Source organism: Teichococcus aerophilus, assembly GCF_014490485.1.
GTDB lineage: Bacteria > Pseudomonadota > Alphaproteobacteria > Acetobacterales > Acetobacteraceae > Pseudoroseomonas > Pseudoroseomonas aerophila.
On sequence record NZ_JACTVA010000003.1, the window covers coordinates 1 to 19,599 of the forward strand.

Annotated in this window: 19 protein-coding genes and 2 tRNA genes; 15 read left to right on the forward strand and 6 right to left on the reverse strand. The window is 70.3% G+C overall.

All coding sequences use genetic code 11. From position 1 onward, the window contains the following. Positions 1–189: 189 nt before the first annotated feature. Complete coding sequence (locus IBL26_RS02430) at positions 190–849, reverse strand: protein-L-isoaspartate O-methyltransferase family protein (RefSeq protein WP_187782863.1); 660 nt, start codon at positions 847–849, stop codon at positions 190–192. Between the two features lie 268 nt (positions 850–1,117). Here IBL26_RS02430 and IBL26_RS02435 point away from each other — a divergent pair. Both IBL26_RS02435 and IBL26_RS02440 read left to right on the forward strand, forming a co-directional pair. Continuing rightward, a tRNA-Cys gene (locus IBL26_RS02435) sits at positions 1,118–1,191 on the forward strand. 93 nt (positions 1,192–1,284) lie between these two features. Beyond that, positions 1,285–1,360 (forward strand) — tRNA-Asn (locus IBL26_RS02440). Between the two features lie 201 nt (positions 1,361–1,561). On the opposite strand, the gene IBL26_RS02445 is transcribed toward IBL26_RS02440, so the two are convergent. Both IBL26_RS02445 and phnF read right to left on the reverse strand, forming a co-directional pair. After that, a complete protein-coding gene (locus IBL26_RS02445; RefSeq protein WP_187782864.1) occupies positions 1,562–2,707 on the reverse strand; it encodes an alpha-D-ribose 1-methylphosphonate 5-triphosphate diphosphatase in 1,146 nt (381 codons plus the stop codon). After that, entirely contained in the window at positions 2,704–3,468 is a 765-nt protein-coding gene (gene phnF / locus IBL26_RS02450; protein WP_187782865.1) for a phosphonate metabolism transcriptional regulator PhnF, read from the reverse strand. Before phnF ends, IBL26_RS02445 begins: the two co-directional genes overlap by 4 nt. A gap of 105 nt (positions 3,469–3,573) precedes the next feature. On the opposite strand from phnF, the gene phnG reads away from it, so the two are divergent. The 9 genes from phnG to IBL26_RS02495 all read left to right on the forward strand — a co-directional run bounded on the left by phnG (position 3,574) and on the right by IBL26_RS02495 (position 10,411). Beyond that, on the forward strand, positions 3,574–4,023 hold the full coding sequence (gene phnG, locus IBL26_RS02455) for a phosphonate C-P lyase system protein PhnG (protein WP_367615356.1): 450 nt from the start codon (positions 3,574–3,576) through the stop codon (positions 4,021–4,023). Beyond that, positions 4,020–4,586 (forward strand): phosphonate C-P lyase system protein PhnH, encoded by a 567-nt coding sequence (phnH, locus tag IBL26_RS02460; protein ID WP_241748921.1) that lies wholly within the window; start codon positions 4,020–4,022, stop codon positions 4,584–4,586. The genes phnG and phnH overlap by 4 nt, the downstream gene beginning before the upstream one ends. A 3-nt stretch (positions 4,587–4,589) precedes the next feature. Then, entirely contained in the window at positions 4,590–5,690 is a 1,101-nt protein-coding gene (locus IBL26_RS02465; protein WP_187782866.1) for a carbon-phosphorus lyase complex subunit PhnI, read from the forward strand. After that, the gene (locus IBL26_RS02470; RefSeq protein WP_187782867.1) at positions 5,687–6,556 is read left to right on the forward strand and encodes an alpha-D-ribose 1-methylphosphonate 5-phosphate C-P-lyase PhnJ; all 870 of its coding nucleotides are present in this window, start codon (positions 5,687–5,689) and stop codon (positions 6,554–6,556) included. The genes IBL26_RS02465 and IBL26_RS02470 overlap by 4 nt, the downstream gene beginning before the upstream one ends. Next, positions 6,553–7,326, forward strand: a complete 774-nt coding sequence (phnK, locus tag IBL26_RS02475) for a phosphonate C-P lyase system protein PhnK (RefSeq protein WP_187782868.1) — start codon at positions 6,553–6,555, stop codon at positions 7,324–7,326. Before IBL26_RS02470 ends, phnK begins: the two co-directional genes overlap by 4 nt. Then, the gene (gene phnL / locus IBL26_RS02480) at positions 7,323–8,021 is read left to right on the forward strand and encodes a phosphonate C-P lyase system protein PhnL (RefSeq protein ID WP_187782869.1); all 699 of its coding nucleotides are present in this window, start codon (positions 7,323–7,325) and stop codon (positions 8,019–8,021) included. The genes phnK and phnL overlap by 4 nt, the downstream gene beginning before the upstream one ends. Continuing rightward, entirely contained in the window at positions 8,018–9,154 is a 1,137-nt protein-coding gene (locus IBL26_RS02485) for an alpha-D-ribose 1-methylphosphonate 5-triphosphate diphosphatase (RefSeq protein ID WP_187782870.1), read from the forward strand. The genes phnL and IBL26_RS02485 overlap by 4 nt, the downstream gene beginning before the upstream one ends. Beyond that, positions 9,151–9,828, forward strand: a complete 678-nt coding sequence (locus IBL26_RS02490; RefSeq protein ID WP_367615357.1) for a DUF1045 domain-containing protein — start codon at positions 9,151–9,153, stop codon at positions 9,826–9,828. Before IBL26_RS02485 ends, IBL26_RS02490 begins: the two co-directional genes overlap by 4 nt. A 139-nt stretch (positions 9,829–9,967) precedes the next feature. Continuing rightward, the gene (locus IBL26_RS02495; RefSeq protein ID WP_187782871.1) at positions 9,968–10,411 is read left to right on the forward strand and encodes a cupin domain-containing protein; all 444 of its coding nucleotides are present in this window, start codon (positions 9,968–9,970) and stop codon (positions 10,409–10,411) included. A gap of 20 nt (positions 10,412–10,431) precedes the next feature. Here IBL26_RS02495 and phnN read toward each other — a convergent pair whose 3' ends face one another. After that, positions 10,432–10,989 carry a phosphonate metabolism protein/1,5-bisphosphokinase (PRPP-forming) PhnN gene (phnN, locus tag IBL26_RS02500; RefSeq protein WP_187782872.1) on the reverse strand — a complete coding sequence of 186 codons (558 nt, stop codon included), beginning with the start codon at positions 10,987–10,989 and terminating at the stop codon, positions 10,432–10,434. Between the two features lie 99 nt (positions 10,990–11,088). Here phnN and IBL26_RS02505 point away from each other — a divergent pair, with 99 nt between their 5' ends. Beyond that, positions 11,089–12,870, forward strand: coding sequence for a gamma-glutamyltransferase family protein (locus tag IBL26_RS02505; RefSeq protein ID WP_187782873.1), 1,782 nt, complete (start codon positions 11,089–11,091; stop codon positions 12,868–12,870). Positions 12,871–12,912: 42 nt separating this feature from the next. Here IBL26_RS02505 and IBL26_RS02510 read toward each other — a convergent pair whose 3' ends face one another. Beyond that, complete coding sequence (locus IBL26_RS02510) at positions 12,913–13,947, reverse strand: AI-2E family transporter (protein ID WP_241748924.1); 1,035 nt, start codon at positions 13,945–13,947, stop codon at positions 12,913–12,915. A 172-nt stretch (positions 13,948–14,119) separates the two neighbouring features. Between IBL26_RS02510 and otnI the strand changes: the two genes are divergently transcribed. The 3 genes from otnI (at position 14,120) to IBL26_RS02525 (ending at position 16,824) form a co-directional block, all read left to right on the forward strand. Beyond that, the gene (gene otnI / locus IBL26_RS02515; RefSeq protein WP_187782875.1) at positions 14,120–14,899 is read left to right on the forward strand and encodes a 2-oxo-tetronate isomerase; all 780 of its coding nucleotides are present in this window, start codon (positions 14,120–14,122) and stop codon (positions 14,897–14,899) included. Positions 14,900–14,918: 19 nt separating this feature from the next. Next, positions 14,919–15,800, forward strand: a complete 882-nt coding sequence (locus IBL26_RS02520) for a 2-hydroxy-3-oxopropionate reductase (RefSeq protein ID WP_187782876.1) — start codon at positions 14,919–14,921, stop codon at positions 15,798–15,800. A gap of 148 nt (positions 15,801–15,948) precedes the next feature. Next, positions 15,949–16,824: a helix-turn-helix domain-containing protein gene (locus tag IBL26_RS02525; RefSeq protein ID WP_187782877.1), complete on the forward strand. Its 876-nt coding sequence runs from the start codon at positions 15,949–15,951 to the stop codon at positions 16,822–16,824. Positions 16,825–16,855: 31 nt separating this feature from the next. Here the strand turns inward: IBL26_RS02525 and IBL26_RS02530 are convergent, their stop codons facing one another. After that, on the reverse strand, positions 16,856–19,498 hold the full coding sequence (locus IBL26_RS02530) for a bifunctional acetate--CoA ligase family protein/GNAT family N-acetyltransferase (protein WP_187782878.1): 2,643 nt from the start codon (positions 19,496–19,498) through the stop codon (positions 16,856–16,858). Between the last annotated feature and the right edge of the window lie 101 nt (positions 19,499–19,599).

Below are 19,599 nucleotides of genomic sequence, written 5' to 3' on the forward strand. Positions count from 1 at the left end.
ATGCGCCACGCCAACCTGCGCGCCGCTCACCGCCAGCAGCGCCAGCAGCCCCGACGCCGACATCACCTTCTTCATCGACATCGCCCATTCTCCTCGCCCAGGCCGGGCACGGCCCGGCGGGCGGGAGATTAGACGAGGTCGGCAGCCCCGGCCAGCAGATGTGCCGGCGGGCCGTTCAGAAGGGCCGGATCAGAAGACGAAGCCGGCATCCCGCACGAAGCCGGGCAGCGGGGCAGTGGTGCAGTCGAACGCCTCGGTCACGCTGAAGCCACCACCAATGCGGCGGCCCAGGATGCCCGCGCCCGCCTTGCCCGGCTGGCGGCGCACGGCGACCAGGCGGCCGCCCTCGGCCAGGCGGTCGGAGATGGCGGCGGGGATCTCGGGCACCTCGCCCTCGATCACGATCAGGTCGTAGGCCGTGCCGGCGGGGCCGCCTTCGATCGGGGCAGATTCCACCAGTTGCAGGGAGCCGGGGGCGACAGAAATCTCGGCCAGGGCGGCGCGGCCGAGCGCGACCAGCTCGGCATCGTTCTCCACCGCCGTCACCTTGGCGCCCATGCGGGCCAGCACGGCGGCGCCGTAGCCGGCGCCGGCACCGAGGACCAGCGCGGCCTCGCCATCCCGCACCTGCGCCAGCTGCAGCAGCTTGGCCAGCATCATCGGCTGCATCAGCACGCGGCCATGGCCCAGCGGCACATCCTCATCGGCATGCGCGCGGGCCCGCACGGCGGCAGGCACGAACAGGTGCCGGGGCAGGTCCAGCATTGCCTCGATGATGCGAAGGTCCGTGACCTTGTTGGGCTTCACCTGCCCGTCCACCATCCACTTGCGCGCATCGGCGAGATTCATCGGCCGCTCATCCTCGTCCACAGCGCGGACCGTCCACCGCGCGTGGGCGCGTTATAGGCGCGGTGCAGCATGGGGCCAAGCATAAGGCACGGGCGGCCTGCCCCGCGCCGCCCATCTGCCTTTCGTGCCATTGCCGGAAGGCGCAGTCCCGCACAGCCGGACGTGCAAGTTCCGTCCACCGGGCGCCCATGTCGCCGCGCTGAACGCCGCGTGATTTTCGGCCTCGCCTCTTGACCGCTGCGCCGCTGCACCCGATACAGCGCCCTACGGCCTGATGGCAGAATGGTGATGCAACGGACTGCAAATCCGTGAATGTGGGTTCGATTCCCGCTCAGGCCTCCAACTACGACTACGACGAAAAGCGGTATAAAAAATGATGGCAAAGACCTCTTGCAGGCCCCCGGTCATCTCGCTATATCGCCGCCAACACAGTGATCCCTGATAGCTCAGCTGGTAGAGCACGCGACTGTTAATCGCTAGGTCGTTGGTTCGAGTCCAACTCGGGGAGCCATTCTGTAGAACCCCTGGGTGCTTCGGCACCCAGGGGTTTTTCTTTGCGCGAGCTTGAGCGCTACTTTGAAGTGCGCCCTGCTGGCTGGCGGGGTTGCTTCAGCCGCACATGGGCTTCACGCCTTCGGCTTTATCGACCCGGAGCGGTCACCTGAAAGCCGCTTCCTGGACCGCGTTGCCGCGATCCAGGTTGCCGCATCCCTCACCCCGCCAGACGCGCCGCGCCGGCCGACGAGATCCAGGCCAACTGGCCGGCGCAGAACGTCGCCACGGGTGCACGGCGGGCGGCATCCACCAGCACCGCATCGCCCCGCCGCCCGTCGGCCAGGGTGCCCCGATCGGCCAGGCCGGTCGCCTCGGCGGGGTTGGCGCTGATCAGCGCCCAGGCGGCCGGCAGGTCCAGCACCCCGCGCCCGGCCAGCACGAAGGCCGCCTCCATCATTGCCGGCCAGACGTAGTCGGAGGCCAGAACGGTCACCAGGCCGCGCTCCGCCAGCGGCGCCGCGTGCGCCCAGCCGATATGGCTGCCGCCGCGCACCACGTTCGGCGCGCCCATCACCACCGCCTCCCCCGCCGCGCGGGCCGCGGCGGCGACCTCCTCGGCCATCGGGAACTCGCAGATGCCAGCGCCGAGGGCGCGGAAGGTCTCGCGTTCCGCCACGCTGGCATCGTCATGGCTGGCCATGGGCAGGCCGGCATCCCGGGCAGCGTCGGCAAGCTGCCGGCGCGCTTCCGGCATCTCCGGCCGGCGGGCGGCGACGGCATCGGCCAATTGCCGCAACGTGGCGACATCGACGCCGGCCCGGCCGGCGAATTTCGCGGCCTGCACATCGTCCTTCAGCTTCTTCAGGATGCTGGGCGTGTGGTCGTTGAAGGCCACCAAATGCACACGGCCGGCGGCGATATCGGCCAGCGCGTCCGGCATGGCGGCCAGGTTGTCGACCTCGAAGCGCAGATGCACGCGCAGGTCGGCCGCCATGTGCGGGCGGGCCTCGTCCAGCGCATCCAGCAGTGCGCGCCAGGCCGGCAGGGACCGCAAGCCCGGCTCCCAGGACAGCGTGACGCCGAGGAAGGCGGTCGTGATGCCGGCGGCCAGCAACTGCGCTTCCGAATCCCGCAGCGCCAGCGCGGTGGGAATGCCGATGCCGGGGCGCGGCTGCAACTGCCGTTCCTGCGCGTCGCCATGGATATCCACGATGCCGGGCAGCACCAGCAGGCCGGTGGCATCCAGGCGCCGCGCACCGCTGGCGCGCTGCCCCGCGACGATGCCGGCGGCGAGATGGAGGTCCCCCTCCGCAAGCGTGCCCTCGCGCAGCACGCGGCCGCCGCTGATCGTCCAGTCGTTCATAGGCTGTCTCCGCTGCCGTCGATGAGGATCTGCACGCGCCCGGCGGCGTAGCGCGACAGGGTGTAGTCGATAGGCAGGCCGTCCGGGTCGCTGTTCAGCGCCTCGGCCACCATCACCGGGCGGTTGCGGTTCTGCTGCAGGGCCTCGGCTTCCTCGGCCGTTGGCATGCGCGCGGTGAGACGGGTGGAGACGCGGCGGTAATCCGGCACGCCGCAGGCCGCCAGGGCGCGGGTGATGGAGCCATCCTGCTGCAAGGCCGACGGCAGTTGCTGGAAGCGCGGCAGCACGAAATGGTGGGTGCCGACCACGACCGGGCGGCCATCAGCCAAGCCCAGCCGCTCCACCACCAGCACCGGGCGGCCCGGGCGCAGGCGCAGCGCCTCGGCCACCGCCGCATCGGCCGGCTGCTCGCCGACATGCAGGATGCGGCCGGCGGGGTCGCGGTTCTGCGCGCGGATTAATTCGGAAAAACGCGTGCGGGGGCCGACGGGGTAATCGACCACGTCCTCCGCCACGAAGGAGCCGCGCCCCTGCTCGATGCGGATCAACCCACGGGCGCTCAACGCGTCCAGTGCGCGGCGCACGGTATGGCGGTTGACGCCGTGGCGGGCGGAGAGCTCCGCCTCGGTCGGCAGGCGGGATCCCGGGGGGTGCTGGCCGCTGGTGATGGCATGTTCCAGCGCCTGGGCGATCTGCCGCCAAAGCGCCACGCCCTCGCCCCTCGCCAATGGCCGGGTTTCGGGATGCGGGGGGAGTGTCATGAAAGCTTCAACCCGTTCTGCTCCGGTGGCTGCCACATTCTCCATTGACGTTAGCCTGTTAGATATCTACTCGTCTAGACATCTCAACAGGACACGGAGCTGACCTTGTCCGAGGATCTTCAAGCGCGCAAACGCTGGATGGGCGTGCTGGCGAAAGCCAGTGCCGACGCCATCAGGGCCTGCCTGCATACCGTGCCGCCCCTGCCACCTCATACCCGCCTGCGCGGGCCGGAAACCGGCCTGGTCATGCTGCGCGGCCGTGCCGGCGGCGACGGCGCCGCCTTCAACCTTTCCGAAATGACCGTCACCCGCTGCGCGGTGACGCTGGAAGGTGGCGATACCGTCGGCCACGCCTATGTCGCCGGGCGGGACCGCAGCCAGGCAGAGCTGGCGGCGGTGCTGGACGCCGCCCTGCAGGATGCGGCCCAACGCCCCGCCCTGCTGGCGGCCGTGATCGAACCGCTGGCGGCCGCCCAGGCCGAGGCGCGGGCCACCGAGAGCCGCAAGGCCGCCGCCACCCGCGTGCAATTCTTCACCATGGCGAATATGCGATGATGCGCCCCGGTTTCGCCGACCCCGTGCAGGACGCCCAGTCCTGCTTCCGCGCGGTGCTGGAGGCGCTGAGCCGCCCCGGCCGCGTGCAGACCCTGGCATCGGGCCTGACCCCGCCCGCGCCGTTGCACCCCGCTACGGCCGCCGTGCTGCTGACCCTGGCCGATGCCGAGACGCCGCTGCACCATGATGCCGGCGCCGAGGCCGATGCCTGGCTGCGCTTCCACTGCGGTTGCCCGATGACCGCCGCCGGCAGCGCCGCCTTCGTGCTGGCGGTGACGCCACCCCCCGCCCTGGCCACCCTGCAGGCCGGGACGGATGAGGAGCCGGAACGCGGCGCCACGCTGGTGATCCAGGTCGAAGCGCTGGAAGCCGGCAGCGGCTGGCGCTTGCGCGGCCCCGGCATCGAGGCCGAGCATCGCCTGGCGGTGCGCGGCCTGCCGGATGGCTTCCTGGCCGACCGGGCTGCCCGGCGCGGCCTGTTCCCACGCGGCGTGGACGTCATCCTCTGCGCAGGGGACCGCATCGCCGCGCTGCCCCGCACCACCCTGATCGAGGAGGGCTGAGCCATGGCCTATGTCGCCGTAAAGGGCGGTGAGCGCGCGATCGGCAACGCCCATGCCTGGCTGGCCGAGACCCGCCGGGGCGATGCCGCCGTGAGCGAGTTGGAGGTCGCGCAGATCGGCCAGCAGCTCGGCCTGGCAGTGGACCGGGTGATGACGGAAGGCTCCTGCCATGACCGGGATCTCGCAGCGCTGGCCATCAAGCAATCGAAGGGCGACCTGATCGAGGCCGCCTTCCTGCTGCGCGCCTACCGCACCACCCTGCCCCGCTTTGGCTACGCTGAGCCGCTCGATACGGCGGCGATGCTGATCCGCCGCCGCGTCTCCGCCACCTACAAGGATCTGCCCGGCGGGCAGGTGCTGGGCCCGACCTTCGACTACACGCACCGCCTGCTGGATTTCGCCCTCGCCGCCGCTGGCGAGCCACCCGCCCCCGCGCCGGAGGTGGAAGCGGAAGCGGAAGATGCGGTGGCCCCGCGCGTCACCGAACTGCTCTCCCGAGAAGGCCTGATGCGGCGGGAGGAGGACGCGGCGCAGGAGCCGGCGGATCTGACGCGCCAGCCGCTCTCCTTCCCCGCCGCGCGCTCCACGCGATTGCAGAACTTGGCGCGCGGCGACGAGGGCTTTTTGCTCGGGCTGGGCTATTCCACCCAGCGCGGCTACGGCAACAGCCACCCCTTCGTCGGCGAGATTCGCCAGGGCAGCGTCACCGTCTGCCTGACCCCGCCGGAGCTGGGCTTCGAGATCGAGATCGGCGAGATCGAGGTCACGGAATGCCAGATGGTCAACCAGTTCCACGGCAGCCGCAGCGAGCCGCCGCAATTCACCCGCGGCTACGGGCTGGTGCTGGGCCATGGCGAGCGCAAGGCGATGTCCATGGCGCTGGTGGACCGCGCGCTGATGGCGGGCGAGCTGGGCGAGGACCGCACCGCCCCCGCTCAGGATGAAGAGTTCGTCCTGCTGCACAGCGACAATGTGGAGGCGACCGGCTTCGTCGAGCATCTGAAGCTGCCGCACTACGTCGATTTCCAGAGCGAGCTGGAAGTGGTGCGCCTGATGCGCGCAACCGTCGCTTCCCAAGCCGAGCCGGAGCAGGTGGAACCATGAACCGCGACGAGGCCTATAACTTCGCCTATCTGGACGAGAACACGAAGCGGATGATCCGCCGCGCGCTGCTGAAGGCGGTGGCCATCCCCGGCCACCAGGTGCCCTTCGGCGCGCGGGAGATGCCGCTGCCCTATGGCTGGGGCACCGGCGGCATCCAGGTCACGGCCGCCGTGCTGGGCGCGGGCGACGTGCTGAAGGTGATCGACCAGGGCGCGGACGACACCACCAACGCCGTCTCCATCCGCCGCTTCTTCAACCGCGTGGCGGGGGTGGAGACGACGACGCATACCGGCGACGCCACCATCATCCAGACCCGGCACCGCATTCCGGAAGCGGCGCTGACGGAAGCGCAGATCCTCGTCTACCAGGTGCCGATGCCGGAGCCGCTGTTCCGGCTGGAGCCGCGCCTGGCCGAGACAAAGCGCATGCACGCCCTGGCCGATTACGGCCTGATGCATGTGAAGCTGTATGAGGACATCGCCCGGCACGGGCACATCGCCACGTCCTACAGCTACCCTGTGATGGTCGATGGGCGCTATTTGATGTCGCCCTCCCCCATCCCGGCCTTCGACAACCCGAAGATGGACCGGATGCCGGCGCTGCAGTTGTTCGGCGCGGGGCGGGAGAAGCGCATCTACGCCGTCCCGCCCTACACCGAGGTCCGCAGCCTGGACTTCGAGGACCATCCCTTCCGCCCGCATCGCGCCAATGCAAGCTGCGAGCTGTGCGGTTCGCGCAGTTCCTACCTCGATGAGGTGGTCACGGACGATCGCGGCGGCCGGATGTTCGTCTGCTCGGACACCGATTACTGCGAGACGCGCCAGGAAGACCAGCAGACTGAGAACGCGAAAGGCGAAGCGGCATGAGCGAGGCATTGCTGGAGGCCTCCGGCCTCCGCCTCTCCTTCGGTGCCGTGAAGGCGCTGGACGACGTGGCGATCGACATCCACCCGGGCGAGGTGGTTGCCATCGTCGGTGAATCCGGTTCGGGCAAGTCCACCCTGCTGCGGGTGCTGGCCGGGCAGATGCGACCCGATGCGGGCGAGGTCACCTACCGCGCGCCGGACGGCACCGCCCACCCGGTGCACGACATGGGCGAGGCCGCGCTGCGCCGCCTGATGCGCACCGACTGGGGCTTCGTGCATCAGCATGCCCGGGATGGGTTGCGGATGGGCGTCTCCGCCGGTGGCAATGTGGGCGAGCGGCTGATGGCCATCGGTTCCCGCCACTACGGCAACATCCGGGGCGAGGCGACCGAGTGGCTGCAGCGGGTGGAGATCGACCCCGCCCGGATCGACCACCTGCCCCGCACCTTCTCCGGCGGCATGCAGCAGCGGTTGCAGATCGCCCGCACGCTGGTCACGCGCCCCCGCCTGGTCTTCATGGACGAGCCGACCGGCGGGCTGGATGTCTCCGTGCAGGCGCGGTTGCTGGACCTCATCCGCGCCCTGGTGGCCGATCTCGGCATCGCCGTGCTGCTGGTGACGCACGACATCGCCGCCGCCCGCCTGCTGGCCCACCGGATCATGGTCATGCGCCATGGCCAGGTGGTGGAGCACGGGCTGACCGACCGGGTGCTGGACGACCCGCAGCATCCCTACACGCAACTCCTGGTCGCATCGGTGCTGGCGGCATGAGCGCATCTCTCTGGACCACAGGCCTGGGCAAGAGCTTCTGCCTGCACCTGCAAGGCAGCGTCCGTATCCCGGTGCTGGAGCATGTCGATTTCTCGGTGGCGCCGGGTGAGTGTGTGGCGCTGGCCGGGCCTTCCGGTGCGGGCAAGTCCACTCTGATGCGCTGTCTCTACGGCAATTACGGCGCCGAGGAAGGCCGCATCCACATCCGCCATGACGGCCAGGATGTGGAGCTGACCGCCGCCGACGCCCGCGCAATGCGGGAGATCCGCCGGCAGACCCTGGGCTATGTGTCGCAGTTCCTGCGCGTCATTCCCCGCATTGGCGCGCTGGATATCGTGGCCGAGCCGCTGATCGCCCGCGGTGCCGCGCCGGACGCCGCCCGCGCCCGGGCGGAGGAGCTGCTGCTGCGGCTCAACCTGCCGCCCCGCCTGCATCATCTGCCCCCCGCCACCTTCTCCGGCGGCGAGCAGCAGCGGGTGAACCTTGCCCGCGGCTTCGCACCCGGCTACCCCATCCTCTTGCTGGACGAACCGACCGCGAGCCTCGACGCTGCCAACCGCGAGGTGGTGATCGCCCTGATCGCCGAGGCGAAGGCCGCCGGCACCGCCATCATCGGCATCTTCCACGACGTGGAAGTGCGCGACCGGGTGGCGGACCGGCTTTTCGAAGTTTTGCCCATCCAGGACGCCGCATGACCACCGAGATGATTCTGACCAACGCCCTGCTGGTCCTCCCCGACGCCATCGAGCCCGGCACGCTGGTGCTGCGCGACGGGCTGATCGCTGAGATGCAGCCGGGCCGCAGCCATGCCCCCGGCGCCATCGACCTGGATGGGGACCACCTGATCCCCGGCGTCATCGACGTCCATACCGACAACCTGGAGCGCCAGGTGCAGCCCCGCGCCACGGCGCGCTGGCCCTCCCGCTCCGCCTTCCTGTCGCACGATGCGCAGACGGCGGCGGCGGGCGTGACGACGGTGCTGGATGCGCTGTGCCTGGGCGATCTCGGCTTCGATGCGGAGCGGACCGAGACGTTCCTGAACGGCGTGAAGGACCTCGATTTCCTCAGCGCCACCGGACTGCTGAAGAGCGAGCATTTCCTGCATCTGCGCTGCGAGCTGCCGGCCGCCGATTTGATGCCGCTGCTGGAAACGGCGGCGGACCACCCGGCGGTGCGCATGGTCAGCCTGATGGACCATTCGCCCGGCGTCGGCCAGTACGCGGATATCGAGCGCTACCGCAACATGCGCGCCCGCTCCATGCCGATGCAGGAAGTGGAGAAGCGCATCGACAAGCTGCTGACGCAGCGGGAGCGCCTGCGCGGCCCGCAGCGCCGCGCGTTGCTGGAGCGCATCGCCTACCGCAATCTGCCGCTGGCCAGCCACGACGACTGGCGGGAGGACGAGATTGCCGAGAATGAAGCCGACGGCATCATGATCTCGGAATTCCCCGTTTCCATGCTGGCGGCGGAAGCGGCGCGGCGGCACGGCATGCAGATCATCGCCGGCGCGCCCAACCTGGTGCGCGGCGGCAGCCATTCCGGCAACGTCGCGGCGGTGGACCTGGTCCGCAAGGGCCTGGTAGATGTCTTCGCCAGCGACTATGTGCCCCCCGCGATGATCGAGGCCGTGTGGCGCGCGGCGGCGGAGACCGGGATCTCCCTGGCCGCCGCCGTCGCCACCATCACCGATGCACCCGCGCGCATGTTGAAGATGGCGGATCGCGGCCGTATCGAGGCGGGGCGCCGCGCGGATCTCGTCCGTATCCGCCCGCTGGGCCACATGCCGGTGGTACGCAGCGTCTGGCGGGCCGGAGAGCGGGTGGCGTGAGCGCGCGGCTCGCCCTCTACTGGGCACCGGAGGTCGGGGACCCGCTGCACACGGCGGCCTCCCGCTGGCTGGGGCGGGATACGGAGACGGGGGCGACCTACCCCCAATCCCCCTTGCCGGGCGTGGACATCGCGGAGATCACCGCGGAGGCCGGTAATTACGGCTTCCACGCGACGCTGAAGCCGCCCTTCCACCTCGCCACCTCCTACGCCGCGGCGCGGGAGGCGGCGGCGCAACTGGCTGCCCGCACGGCGCCCTTCGCCCTGCCGCCGCTGCGCGTGACCGACCTGCGCGGCTTCCTGGCGTTGACGGAAAGCGAGCCCTGCCCGGCTTTGCAGGCCTTCGCCGATGACTGCGTGCGGGCACTGGACGCCCACCGCGCCCCGCCCACCGAGGCCGAGATCGCCCGCCGCAACCCGGACCGGATGAACGAGCGGCAGCGGGGGTTCCTGGCGCGCTGGGGCTACCCCTACGTGTTCGAGGAATGGTTCTTCCACCTCACCCTCTCCCGCCGCCTGACGGCGGAGGAGAAGGCCATCGTGCTCCCCGCCGCCGAGGCCGCTGTCGGTGAAGCCGCCGCCCGGCCGCGCATCGTGCGGGAATTGTGCCTGTTCACCCAGCCGCAGCGCGGCGTGCCCTTCCTGCTGGCGGAGCGACTGCCGCTTGCCGGCTAAACGGGGCGCGGCCGCTGGGTGACCAGCGGCCGCGCCCTGCGTTTGCGTCCAGCGCAAGAAATTCGTCTATCCACGCAACGAAATCGGTGACAGCAAAGGCTTGGCAGCCATCCGGCGGGCCGGAGGAGACCCAAGAACCATGCGATTCCCACGGCTGCTGGCGGTGCTGCCCGCCCTTGCCCTGTTGCCCCTGGCCGCGTGCGTCCAACCGCCGGTGCAGGCGGAAGCCCAGCCGGCCAAGCCGGTGGTACGCGAGATCTATCGCAGCAGCACCACGGCGCTCGGCCAGCCGCTGCGCTTCCCGCACCAGAACGGCACGCTGGTCGTGACCACCTACGAAATTCCGCCCGGCGCCCGCCTGCCCGTGCACCGGCACCCGCAGCAGCGCATCGCCTACGTGCTGGCCGGCGAGTTACGCGTCGCGACGCCCGAGGGCCGCGACTGGACGTACAAGCCCGGCGACGTCGTGGTGGAGATGCTGGACCACTGGCATTTCGGCGAGACGATCGGCACCGAAACCGTCCGCCTGCTGGTCATCGACCAGACCGAGGGCAACACGCCGAATACCGAGTTGCACCCGTAAAGGCAGCGCGTGGCGGGTGCCTAGCCCGCCACGTCCCGCAGCGCGGCCAACAGGCGGGCCGCGCCTTCCTCCGGCGTGGAGTCGTTCACCACGTCCACCACGTCCAGCCCCGCCGGCAGCGGCGCCGTGCGGGCCAGGCGGGCGGTAATCTCTTCCGCCGTTTCCCGCCCGCGCCCGGCCAGCCGTGCCGCCAGCACCGCTGGCGGCGCCGTCACGTTGATGACGCGCAGCCGGAACCGCCCATGCGCTTCCGCCAGGACGGAGCGCGAGAGATTGGCGATGACGACGCGCCCGGCGAGCAGGTCCGCCTGAATGCTGTTGGGAATTCCGTAGTGCAGGCCATGCGCCTGCCAATGCAGCGTGAAAGCGCCGGCATCCCGCGCGATGCCGAATTCGGCTTCGCTCAGCGGCAGGTGGTCCTCCGCGCCGGCATGGGCGAGCACCTCCGCCGGGCGGGTGATGACGCGGCGGGCGAAGACGAAGCGCGGGTCCTCCGCCAGGGCCGCGCGCGCCACGCCCAGCAGCGTGTCCTTGCCAGCGCCCGAAGGCCCCACCACCGTCACCAGCCAGCCCGACATGACGTCCCTCCGATTGACCCGCTGCTTTTCCGCGCGCAGAGGGAAGGACGCAAGCAGCCGGGGCGCGTTTTTGGCCGCCCCCTCCCCGGGAGCAACCAAATGTTCACAACTCGCCCTGAAATCGCCGGCACCTTTGGCGTCGTCGGCAGCACGCACTGGATCGCCAGCCAGGTGGCGATGGCGGTGCTGGAGCGCGGCGGCAATGCCTTCGACGCCGCCGCCGCCGCCGGCTTTACCCTGCAGGTGGCCGAGCCGCATCTGAACGGCCCGCTGGGCGATTGCCCGATCATCATCCACCACGCCAAGGCCGGCACCCAGCACGTCATCTGCGGTCAGGGCGTCGCCCCTGCCGGGCTGAGCGTGGCGAAGGTGAAGGGCGAGCTCGGGCTGGACCTGATTCCCGGCACCGGCCTGCTGGCCGCCATGGTGCCGGGCGCCTTCGATGCCTGGGCGACGATGCTGCGGGACTGGGGCACCTGGGCGCTGGCGGACGTGCTGGAATTCGCCATCGGCTACGCCCAGCGCGGCATCCACTACGTGCCGCGCATCTGCGCCACCATCCAGACCGTGAAGCCGCTGTTCGAGAGCGAGTGGACCTCCTCCGCCGCCGTGTGGCTGCGCGATGGCGGGCCGAAGCCCGGCAAGCTGTGGGCCAACCCGGCGCTGGGCGCCACCTATGTGCGCGTGCTGAAGGAAGCCGCCGCCGCGGGCGGGGACCGGGTGGCGCAGATCGATGCCGCGCGCCGCGCCTGGTACGAAGGCTTCGTCGCCGAGGCGATCAACCGCTTCTGCCGGGAGACGGATGTGCTGGATGCCTCCGGTCGCCACCATCGCGGCGTGCTGACCGGCGAGGACATGGCGCGCTGGCGCGCGCCCGTGGAGACGCCGCTGGCCTATGACTATCGCGGCACCACTCTGCTGAAATGCGGCCCGTGGAGCCAGGGCCCGGCGATGCTGCAGACCATGGCGCTGCTCAACGGCTTCGATGTCGGCGCGATGGATACGAATGGCGACGAGTTCGTCCACACCGTCCTGGAAGCCATGAAGCTGGCCTTCGCGGACCGGGAAGCCTTCTACGGCGACCCGGATTTCGTCGATGTGCCGATGCAGCAACTGTTGTCCGAATCCTACAACGCCGAGCGCCGCAAGCTGATCGGCCAGCAGGCGTCGATGGAACTGCGCCCCGGCAGTATCGATGGCCGTACCCCCTGGGTGGACCATGCGGCGGAATCTCGCCTCTCCCTGCTCGGCGCCGCCGGCGCGGGCGAGCCCACCGTCTCCCGCCTCGGCGTCTCCGGCGCGGATACCTGCCATGTCGATGTCATCGACCGCTGGGGCAACATGGTCTCGGCCACCCCCTCCGGCGGCTGGCTGCAATCCTCCCCGGCCATTCCGGAGCTGGGCTTCGCGCTCGGCACCCGTGGCCAGATGTTCTGGCTGGACGAGTCGTTGCCCAACGGCCTGAGGCCGGGCAAGCGGCCGCGCACCACCCTCTCCCCCGGCATGGCGCTGCGGGACGGCAAGGCATGGATGTCCTTCGGCACACCGGGTGGGGAGCAGCAGGACCAGTGGCAGCCCATCATGCTGGCCCGCATGCTCGACCACGGGCTGAACATCCAGCAGGCCATCGACGCGCCCGCCTTCCATAGCGAGCACTGGCCGTCCTCCTTCTGGCCGCGCGTCGCGCGCCCGGGCAAGGCGGTGCTGGAAGGCCGGCTGGGCCAAGCGGTGCTGGATGCGCTGCTGGCCCGTGGCCACCAGGCGGAGCTGGGCGGCGATTGGTCCGAAGGCCGCCTCTCCGCGGCGCGGCTGGAAGCGGATGGGCAGATGTTCGCCGGTGCCAACCCGCGCGGCATGCAGGGCTACGCCGTCGGTCGTTGAAGCTATCGCCGGGGGAGAGTGCTCCCCCGGCCCTGCGGCGGCTCAGGGTTCCTCTTCCGCCCAGTCCCGCAGCAGGGTGAAGCCGACGGCCAGCAGCACCGGCCCCAGGAACAGCCCGAGGAAGCCGAAGGCGAAGACGCCGCCCAGCGCGCCCAGGATGGTCAGCAGCAGCGGCAGGTCAGCACCACGGCTGATCAGCCAAGGGCGGATGACGTTGTCGACGCTGCTGATGCCGGCGGCGCCGTAGACCAGCAGGAAGATACCCCAGAAGGTCTCGCCCTGCGCGAACAGCCAGATGGCCGCCGGCAACCACACAACGGGTGCACCTACCGGCAAGATGGAGATGATGCCGGCGATGATGCCGAACAGCACCGGCTGCGGCACGCCGGAAATCCATAGCCCCAAGGCCGTCAGCGCGCCCTGCGCCACGGCGGTACCCAGCAATCCGTAGACGACGCCGGTGGTGACGGCGGCGGTCAGCTGCACCAGCCGGCGGCCCTGCGGCCCGGCGATGCGCATCACCAGCGATTCGACCACCGAGGCCATGCGCGGCCCGTCCCGGTAGAAGAAGAACGAGAGCAGGATGGCGATCACCAGCTCCGCCACGCCCGAGAGCACCGCCAGGAGCACGCTCAGCGCGCTTTGCGCGATGGTGCCGGCATAGGGGCGGACCAGATTGGTCAGCGGCGAGAAATCCAGCTGCAACGCCGCGAAGCGTTCCTGCAGCCAGCCGCCGACGAATGGGATGTGGCCCAGTTGCTCGCTGACGCCGGGGAAGCCGCCGGAGATGAAGGTCTCCACCGTCTCACGCAGCCATTGCAGGTCATCGGCACGGATTGGCGCGGCGAAGAGCAGCGGCAGGCCGACCAGGATCATCTCCACCGTCACCATCAGCAGCGCGGCCAGCGTGGCGGAGAGCTTCAGCCGCTCCCGTACCAGGCGGAAGATTGGCCAGGTGCAGTAGGAGAGGATGGCGGCCCAGAGCAGCGCCGAGATGAAGGGGCGCAGCACCAGCAGGCAGCCGACCGCCAGCGCGACCAGCGCGGTCAGGCCGAGCAGCCGCGCCGGGCGAAGCATATGGGGGTCGGGGGGGGAGGACGGGCTCATAAGGCGCAGATTGCCCGAGCCGTTTCGCTTCCGCCAGGGACGCTGCTTTGCCCGCGAAGACTTGCTCTTCTGGCTGCCCGCTCTAGCGTGCCCGTCCAGCTTCGTGCCTGCATGGGCGAAGCCGCAAAAATGGGAGAGACGTATGCCGCGCTTCGCCGCGAACCTGTCGATGATGTTCCAGGAGCTGCCCTTCCTGGACCGTTTCGCCGCCGCCCGCGCGGCCGGCTTCACCGCCGTAGAGTTCCTGTTCCCTTATGATTTTGCCGCCGCCGACATCGCCAAGCGGCTGGCCGATAACGGCCTGCAGCAGGTGCTGTTCAACGCGCCCCCGGGCGACTGGGCCAATGGCGAGCGCGGCACCACCTGCATCCCGGGCCGCCAGCAGGAATTCCGCGATGGCGTGAAGAAGGCGCTGGAATACGCGACCGCCCTGTCCTGCCCCCGGCTGCACCTGATGGCCGGCCTGGCCCCTGCCGACGTGGCGCGGGATACGCTGACCGGCACCTACACCGCCAACCTGGTCTGGGCGGCCGAGGAAGCGGCCAAGGCCGGCGTGAAGCCGGTGATCGAGCCGATCAACCACCGCGACATCCCCGGCATGTTCCTCAACACCATGGACCAGGGCGCCGCCATCATCGCCGCCGTGGGGCCGGAGAAGCTGGGGTTGCAGTTCGACCTGTACCACTGCCAGGTAACGGAGGGGGACATTGTGAAGCGGGTGGAGAAGCACCTGCCCATCATCGCCCACATGCAGGTGGCCGACGTGCCCGGCCGCAACGAGCCCGGCACCGGCGAGGTGAACTGGCCCTTCGTGTTCGAGCGGATCGACGCGCTGGGCTTCCGCGGCTGGATCGGCTGCGAATACCGCCCGCTGGGCGAGACGGTGGCCGGCCTCGGCTGGTTCGCGCCCTACAAATCCTGATCAAGAGGGGAAACTCAACATGAAGATCGGTTTCATCGGCCTGGGCATCATGGGCCGCCCCATGGCGCTGCACCTGCAGAAGGCCGGGCATGAATTGTTCGTCCCCGAGCGTGCCAGCCTGAAGGACGAGATCCGCCAGGTGGCCACCGTGCTGGCCGACCCAGCCGCCGTGGCCGCCGCCGCCGAAACCACCATCCTGATGGTGCCCGACACCCCCGATGTGGAAGCGGCATTGTTCGGCCCGCGCGGCGTGGCGGAGGGTATCGGCGCCGGCAAGCTGGTGATCGACATGTCCTCGATCAGCCCGACGGCCACCAAGACCTTCGCCGCCCGCATCCAGGAGAAGGGCGGCGACTACCTCGATGCCCCGGTCTCCGGCGGCGAAGTCGGCGCGCAGCAGGCGACGCTGACCATCATGGTCGGCGGCAGCGATGCGGCGTTCGAGCGGGCGAAGCCGCTGTTCGAGGCGATGGGCAAGAACATCACACTGGTGGGCGGCACCGGTGCCGGCCAGACCTGCAAGGTGGCCAACCAGATCATCGTCGCCCTGACGATCGAGGCGGTGGGCGAGGCGATGGTCTTCGCCTCCAAGGCCGGCGCCGACCCGGCCAAGGTACGGCAGGCGCTGATGGGCGGCCTCGCCACTTCCCGCATCCTGGAGCTGCATGGGGAGCGGATGATCAAGCGCACCTTCAACCCGGGCTTCCGCATCGCCCTGCACCAGAAGGATCTCAACCTGGCGCTGCAATCGGGCAAGGAACTGGGCGTGGCGTTGCCGAACACGGCCTCGACCCAACAGTTGTTCTCCGCCTGCGTGGCGGCCGGTGCCGGGCAGCTGGATCATTCGGCACTGGTGAAGGCGCTGGAGATCATGTCGGCTCATCCCGTCGCCGAAGGCTAGCGGGACCGTCGCTTTATTGTGTCAGTGGTTAAGAATCGGTGTTGCCTTTGCGAAGGCAGCACCGCATTTTTCCGTCAGCCGCCCATCTCATGAGACGGCTCTCTTGCGATGGGCGATCATGTCCGGGTCATACTGATACAGAGGTTCCATGCGGTTTGCCGATATCGGTCAACAGTTGCGCGCCTATCGACTGGAATCCGGCATGCGGGCGGAGGAGATCGCCGCGCGCCTGGGCGTCTCCCGCGCCGCGCTGTACCGATACGAGAAGGGCGAGGTCATCAAGCTGGACACGATCCGGCGCCTCGCGGAACTGCTGAAGATCTCGCCGCTGTCCCTGCTGGGCATCGGCGTCGAATATTTCTCCCGCCCCCTCGCCTTCCAGGAACGGCTGCGGCAGGTGGAGGAGCAGGCGGACCAGGTGCTGCAGGTCGGCGGTGCCATCTGCTACCAGACCACGACGGAGGCCTATGACGGCGCCTTGGCCGAGGCCTGGGCCGAAGCCGCCGACCAGGCGCAGGAACGCGTGGCCGCCCGCGCCGCCGCCGACCAGGCGATGGGCCTGCTGGTGGCGCGCAAGAAGCTGCACCAGTCCCGCCGCGCCAACATCATCGCCATGCTGTCCGAGACCGCCATCCGCCGCATGCTGATGGATGGTGTGGCCGCCGGCATGGCGGTATCCGAGCGCACCCGCACCCGCTGCCGCCTGGCCGCGCGGGCGGAGGCGGAGAGCATCGCCAACCTGATGGAAAGCGTGCCGATCGGCCTGCAGCTGGGCCTGCTGGCGTCCGAGCCCGCCGGCAACTTCATCGTGCTGCGCGGGCGGGAACGGGCGCATGTCTGCGTCAGCCCCTTCGCAGCCGAGATGACGGCCAGCGCCGGCATCGGCGTCGGCAGCATCACCGCCGCGGACGAAGCCATCGCCGCGCATCAGCGCGTGGCGGAGGCCGCCTGGCGTGACGCCCCCAAGGGCGCCGCCGCCGCCAACCGCATCCGCGACCTGATCCGCGAGACGGCGGCGCGCTGAACGACGTGAGGGCGGGCCGGCTGGCCCGCCCTCACAGCTCCATGCGTGCTTCCATCACGTCCTCGTCCTCCGCCGAGCGCTTCAGCGTGAAGCCGAGGGATTGGACGAAGCGCAGCATCGGCCGGTTATCCGCCAATACCTGACCAGCGACAACGCGCAGGCCTTGCGCCCTCGCCCACTCGATCAGCCGCCGCATCAGGTGGCTGGCCAGCCCCTGGCCCTTCCAGCCCGGCAGAGTCACCACGGCGAATTCGCCGGTGTCGCTGCCCGGGGCGCGGATGAGCCGGGCGGTGCCGACGGTCCGGCCACGCCCCTCCGCCTGCCGCTCCACGGCGACGAAGCACATCTCCCGATCGTAATCGATCTGCGTCATGCGGGCGATCTGCTCGGGCGGCAGGCTGCGGAGCTGGTTGAAGAAGCGCCAGCGGATATCCTCCGGCGTCAGTTGCCGGAAGGCTTCCGCATGGGCCTCGGCGTCCTCCGGCCGGATGGGGCGGATCAGCAATTCCCGCCCGTCCTTGGCCTGCCAGACATGCACCAGTTCGGCTGGGTAAGGCGGGATGGCCAGCGCGGCGCCCGGTGGCACGTCCCGCCGCAGGCGCACCGAGGCATCCAGCGCCACCACCTCCCCGCCCCGCGCCAGGAGCGGGTTGATGATGAGGTCCTCGATCTCCGAAAAATCCACGGCGATCTGCGAGAGCCGGACCAGCGCATCCACCACCCGGTCCAGCTCGACGGCAGCAAGGTCACGAAACCCTTCCAGCAGCCGCGCACCCCGCGTGCGGCGAATCTGCGCGAGGGCCAGGGTGCGGTTCAGGGGCGGCAGGTCGAACGCCACGTCCGGCTCGAAGTCGGAGGTGGTGCCGCCGCGGCCATAGCTGATCCAGGGGCCGAACATCGGGTCGTCGCCCAGCCGCAGGCGCAGCTCATGCGCGCGGGGCCAGCCGCGCCCCGCCTGGTGCTGCACCAGGAAGCCGTCCAGGCGGGCAGCGGGCCGTTCCTGCCGTACGCGCGCCAGCATGGAATGGGCCGCGTGCTCCACCGCCGCCGCGTCCTCCAGCCCCAGCGCAACGCCGCCAACTTCGGTCTTGCGCGGCAGGTCGGGGCTGGAGAGCTTCAGCACCACCGGGAAGCCCAGCCGCGCGGCGGCCTCCGCCGCCCCGACGGCATCCGCCACCCGTTCCCCCCGCACGACAGGCTGGCCGTAGGCGGCGAGGATGGCCAGGGCTTCGTCCTCGTTCAGGGAGAAGCGAAGTTCGGCGCGGGCGGTATCCAGGATGCGGCGCACTGCGGCGCGGTCCGGCGTCAGGCGCAGCACGTCATGCGGCGGCAGCTCGGCGGCGGCGGCGCGGTTACGGTGGTCCATCGCCAGATGCAGCGCGCCTTTGACGGCGGCCTCCGGCGAGGCGAAGACGGCGATCCCGGCCTCGGCCAGCGCCCGCCAGGCGGCGCCGGCCTGGCCCATCCAGGCCAGCAGCACCGGCGCGCCCCGCGTGGCCTTGGCGGCCGCCGTCATGGCCGCCGCCGCGACGGAGCCATCGCCGGCCACCGGGGCATGTAGCGCCACCACCGCATCTACCTCCGGCATCGCGGCCAGCAGCGCGGCGGCTTCGGCCAGGCGGTGGCTTTGCCCGGGCGGCAGCAGCACCGGGTTGCCGCTGGTGGCATCCGGCAGCGCCAGGGACAGGGTCGTCGCCGCCGCATCGCCCCAGCGGGCCAGCCGGCCACCGCCGCGGATCACGGCATCCGCTGCCAGCAGCGCCGGACCCTGCCCGTTGGCGACGATGGCGATGCGGTCCCCCGCCACGGCATCCGGCCCCACGCGGCGGGCGGCGCGGACGCGGGCCAGCGTCTCGGCAGCGGCCAACAGGTCCTCGTAGCTATCGACGCGCAGGACGCCGGCACGGCGCAGGGCCGCTTCCATCACTGCGTCGGTGATGCCGGATGCGTCGCCCTGGCGGCCACCGGGGCGCAGGGCGACCACCGGCCGGGTCCGCGCCGTGGCCCGGGCGGCGGAAATGAACATCCGCCGGTTCTTGATCCGGCGGACATCCAGCAGCACCGCGCCCGCCGCGGCATCCCGCGCCAGCCAGTCCAACGCCATGGCGAAGCCCAGGCCCTGGTTGGTGCCGATGCCGACGATATGGCTGAAGCCGAGATTCTCTCCCGCCGCCCAGTCGATCACCGCGCGTGCGATGGCGGCGGACTGGCACAGCAGCGCCAGACGGCCTGGCTTCGGATGCAGGTGGGACAGGCTGGCATTCAGCCCGATGGCAGGCAGGCACAACCCGAAGCTATGCGCCCCAAAGGCCTGCACCCCGGTGCGGGCGGAGAGCGCCGCGATCTCCGGCGCCGCGACGGGCACCACGACCGCGAAGCAGCCCCGCGCCGCCAGCGCGAGCATGGCGGCCTCCTGCGCGGCGGATGGCAGGCAGAGCACGGCGAGGTCGGGTGTTTCAGGCAAATCCGCGACGCTCAAGGCCGAGCTCAGGCCTGGGGCGACGATGCCGACCGCGTGGAGCGTGCCGTGAAAACCGCCGCCGCCCAGATTGGCTGCCAGGATCTGTGCTTCCGGCAAACTCGCATCCGCGAGTAAGACGACCGAGCGGGGCTTGAACAGCGCAGTATCGCGGAAGCCATGCGTGAGGCGCGAAATCGGGACAGGCAGGGTCATGCGGGATGAAGGATGCCGCCTTCCGCCCCCTGCCCGCAACGGAGGCTTTCGCCAGACGCGCAGCAGGTCGCGAAAGCGCAGACGCCTCCGGCCCGAGGAAC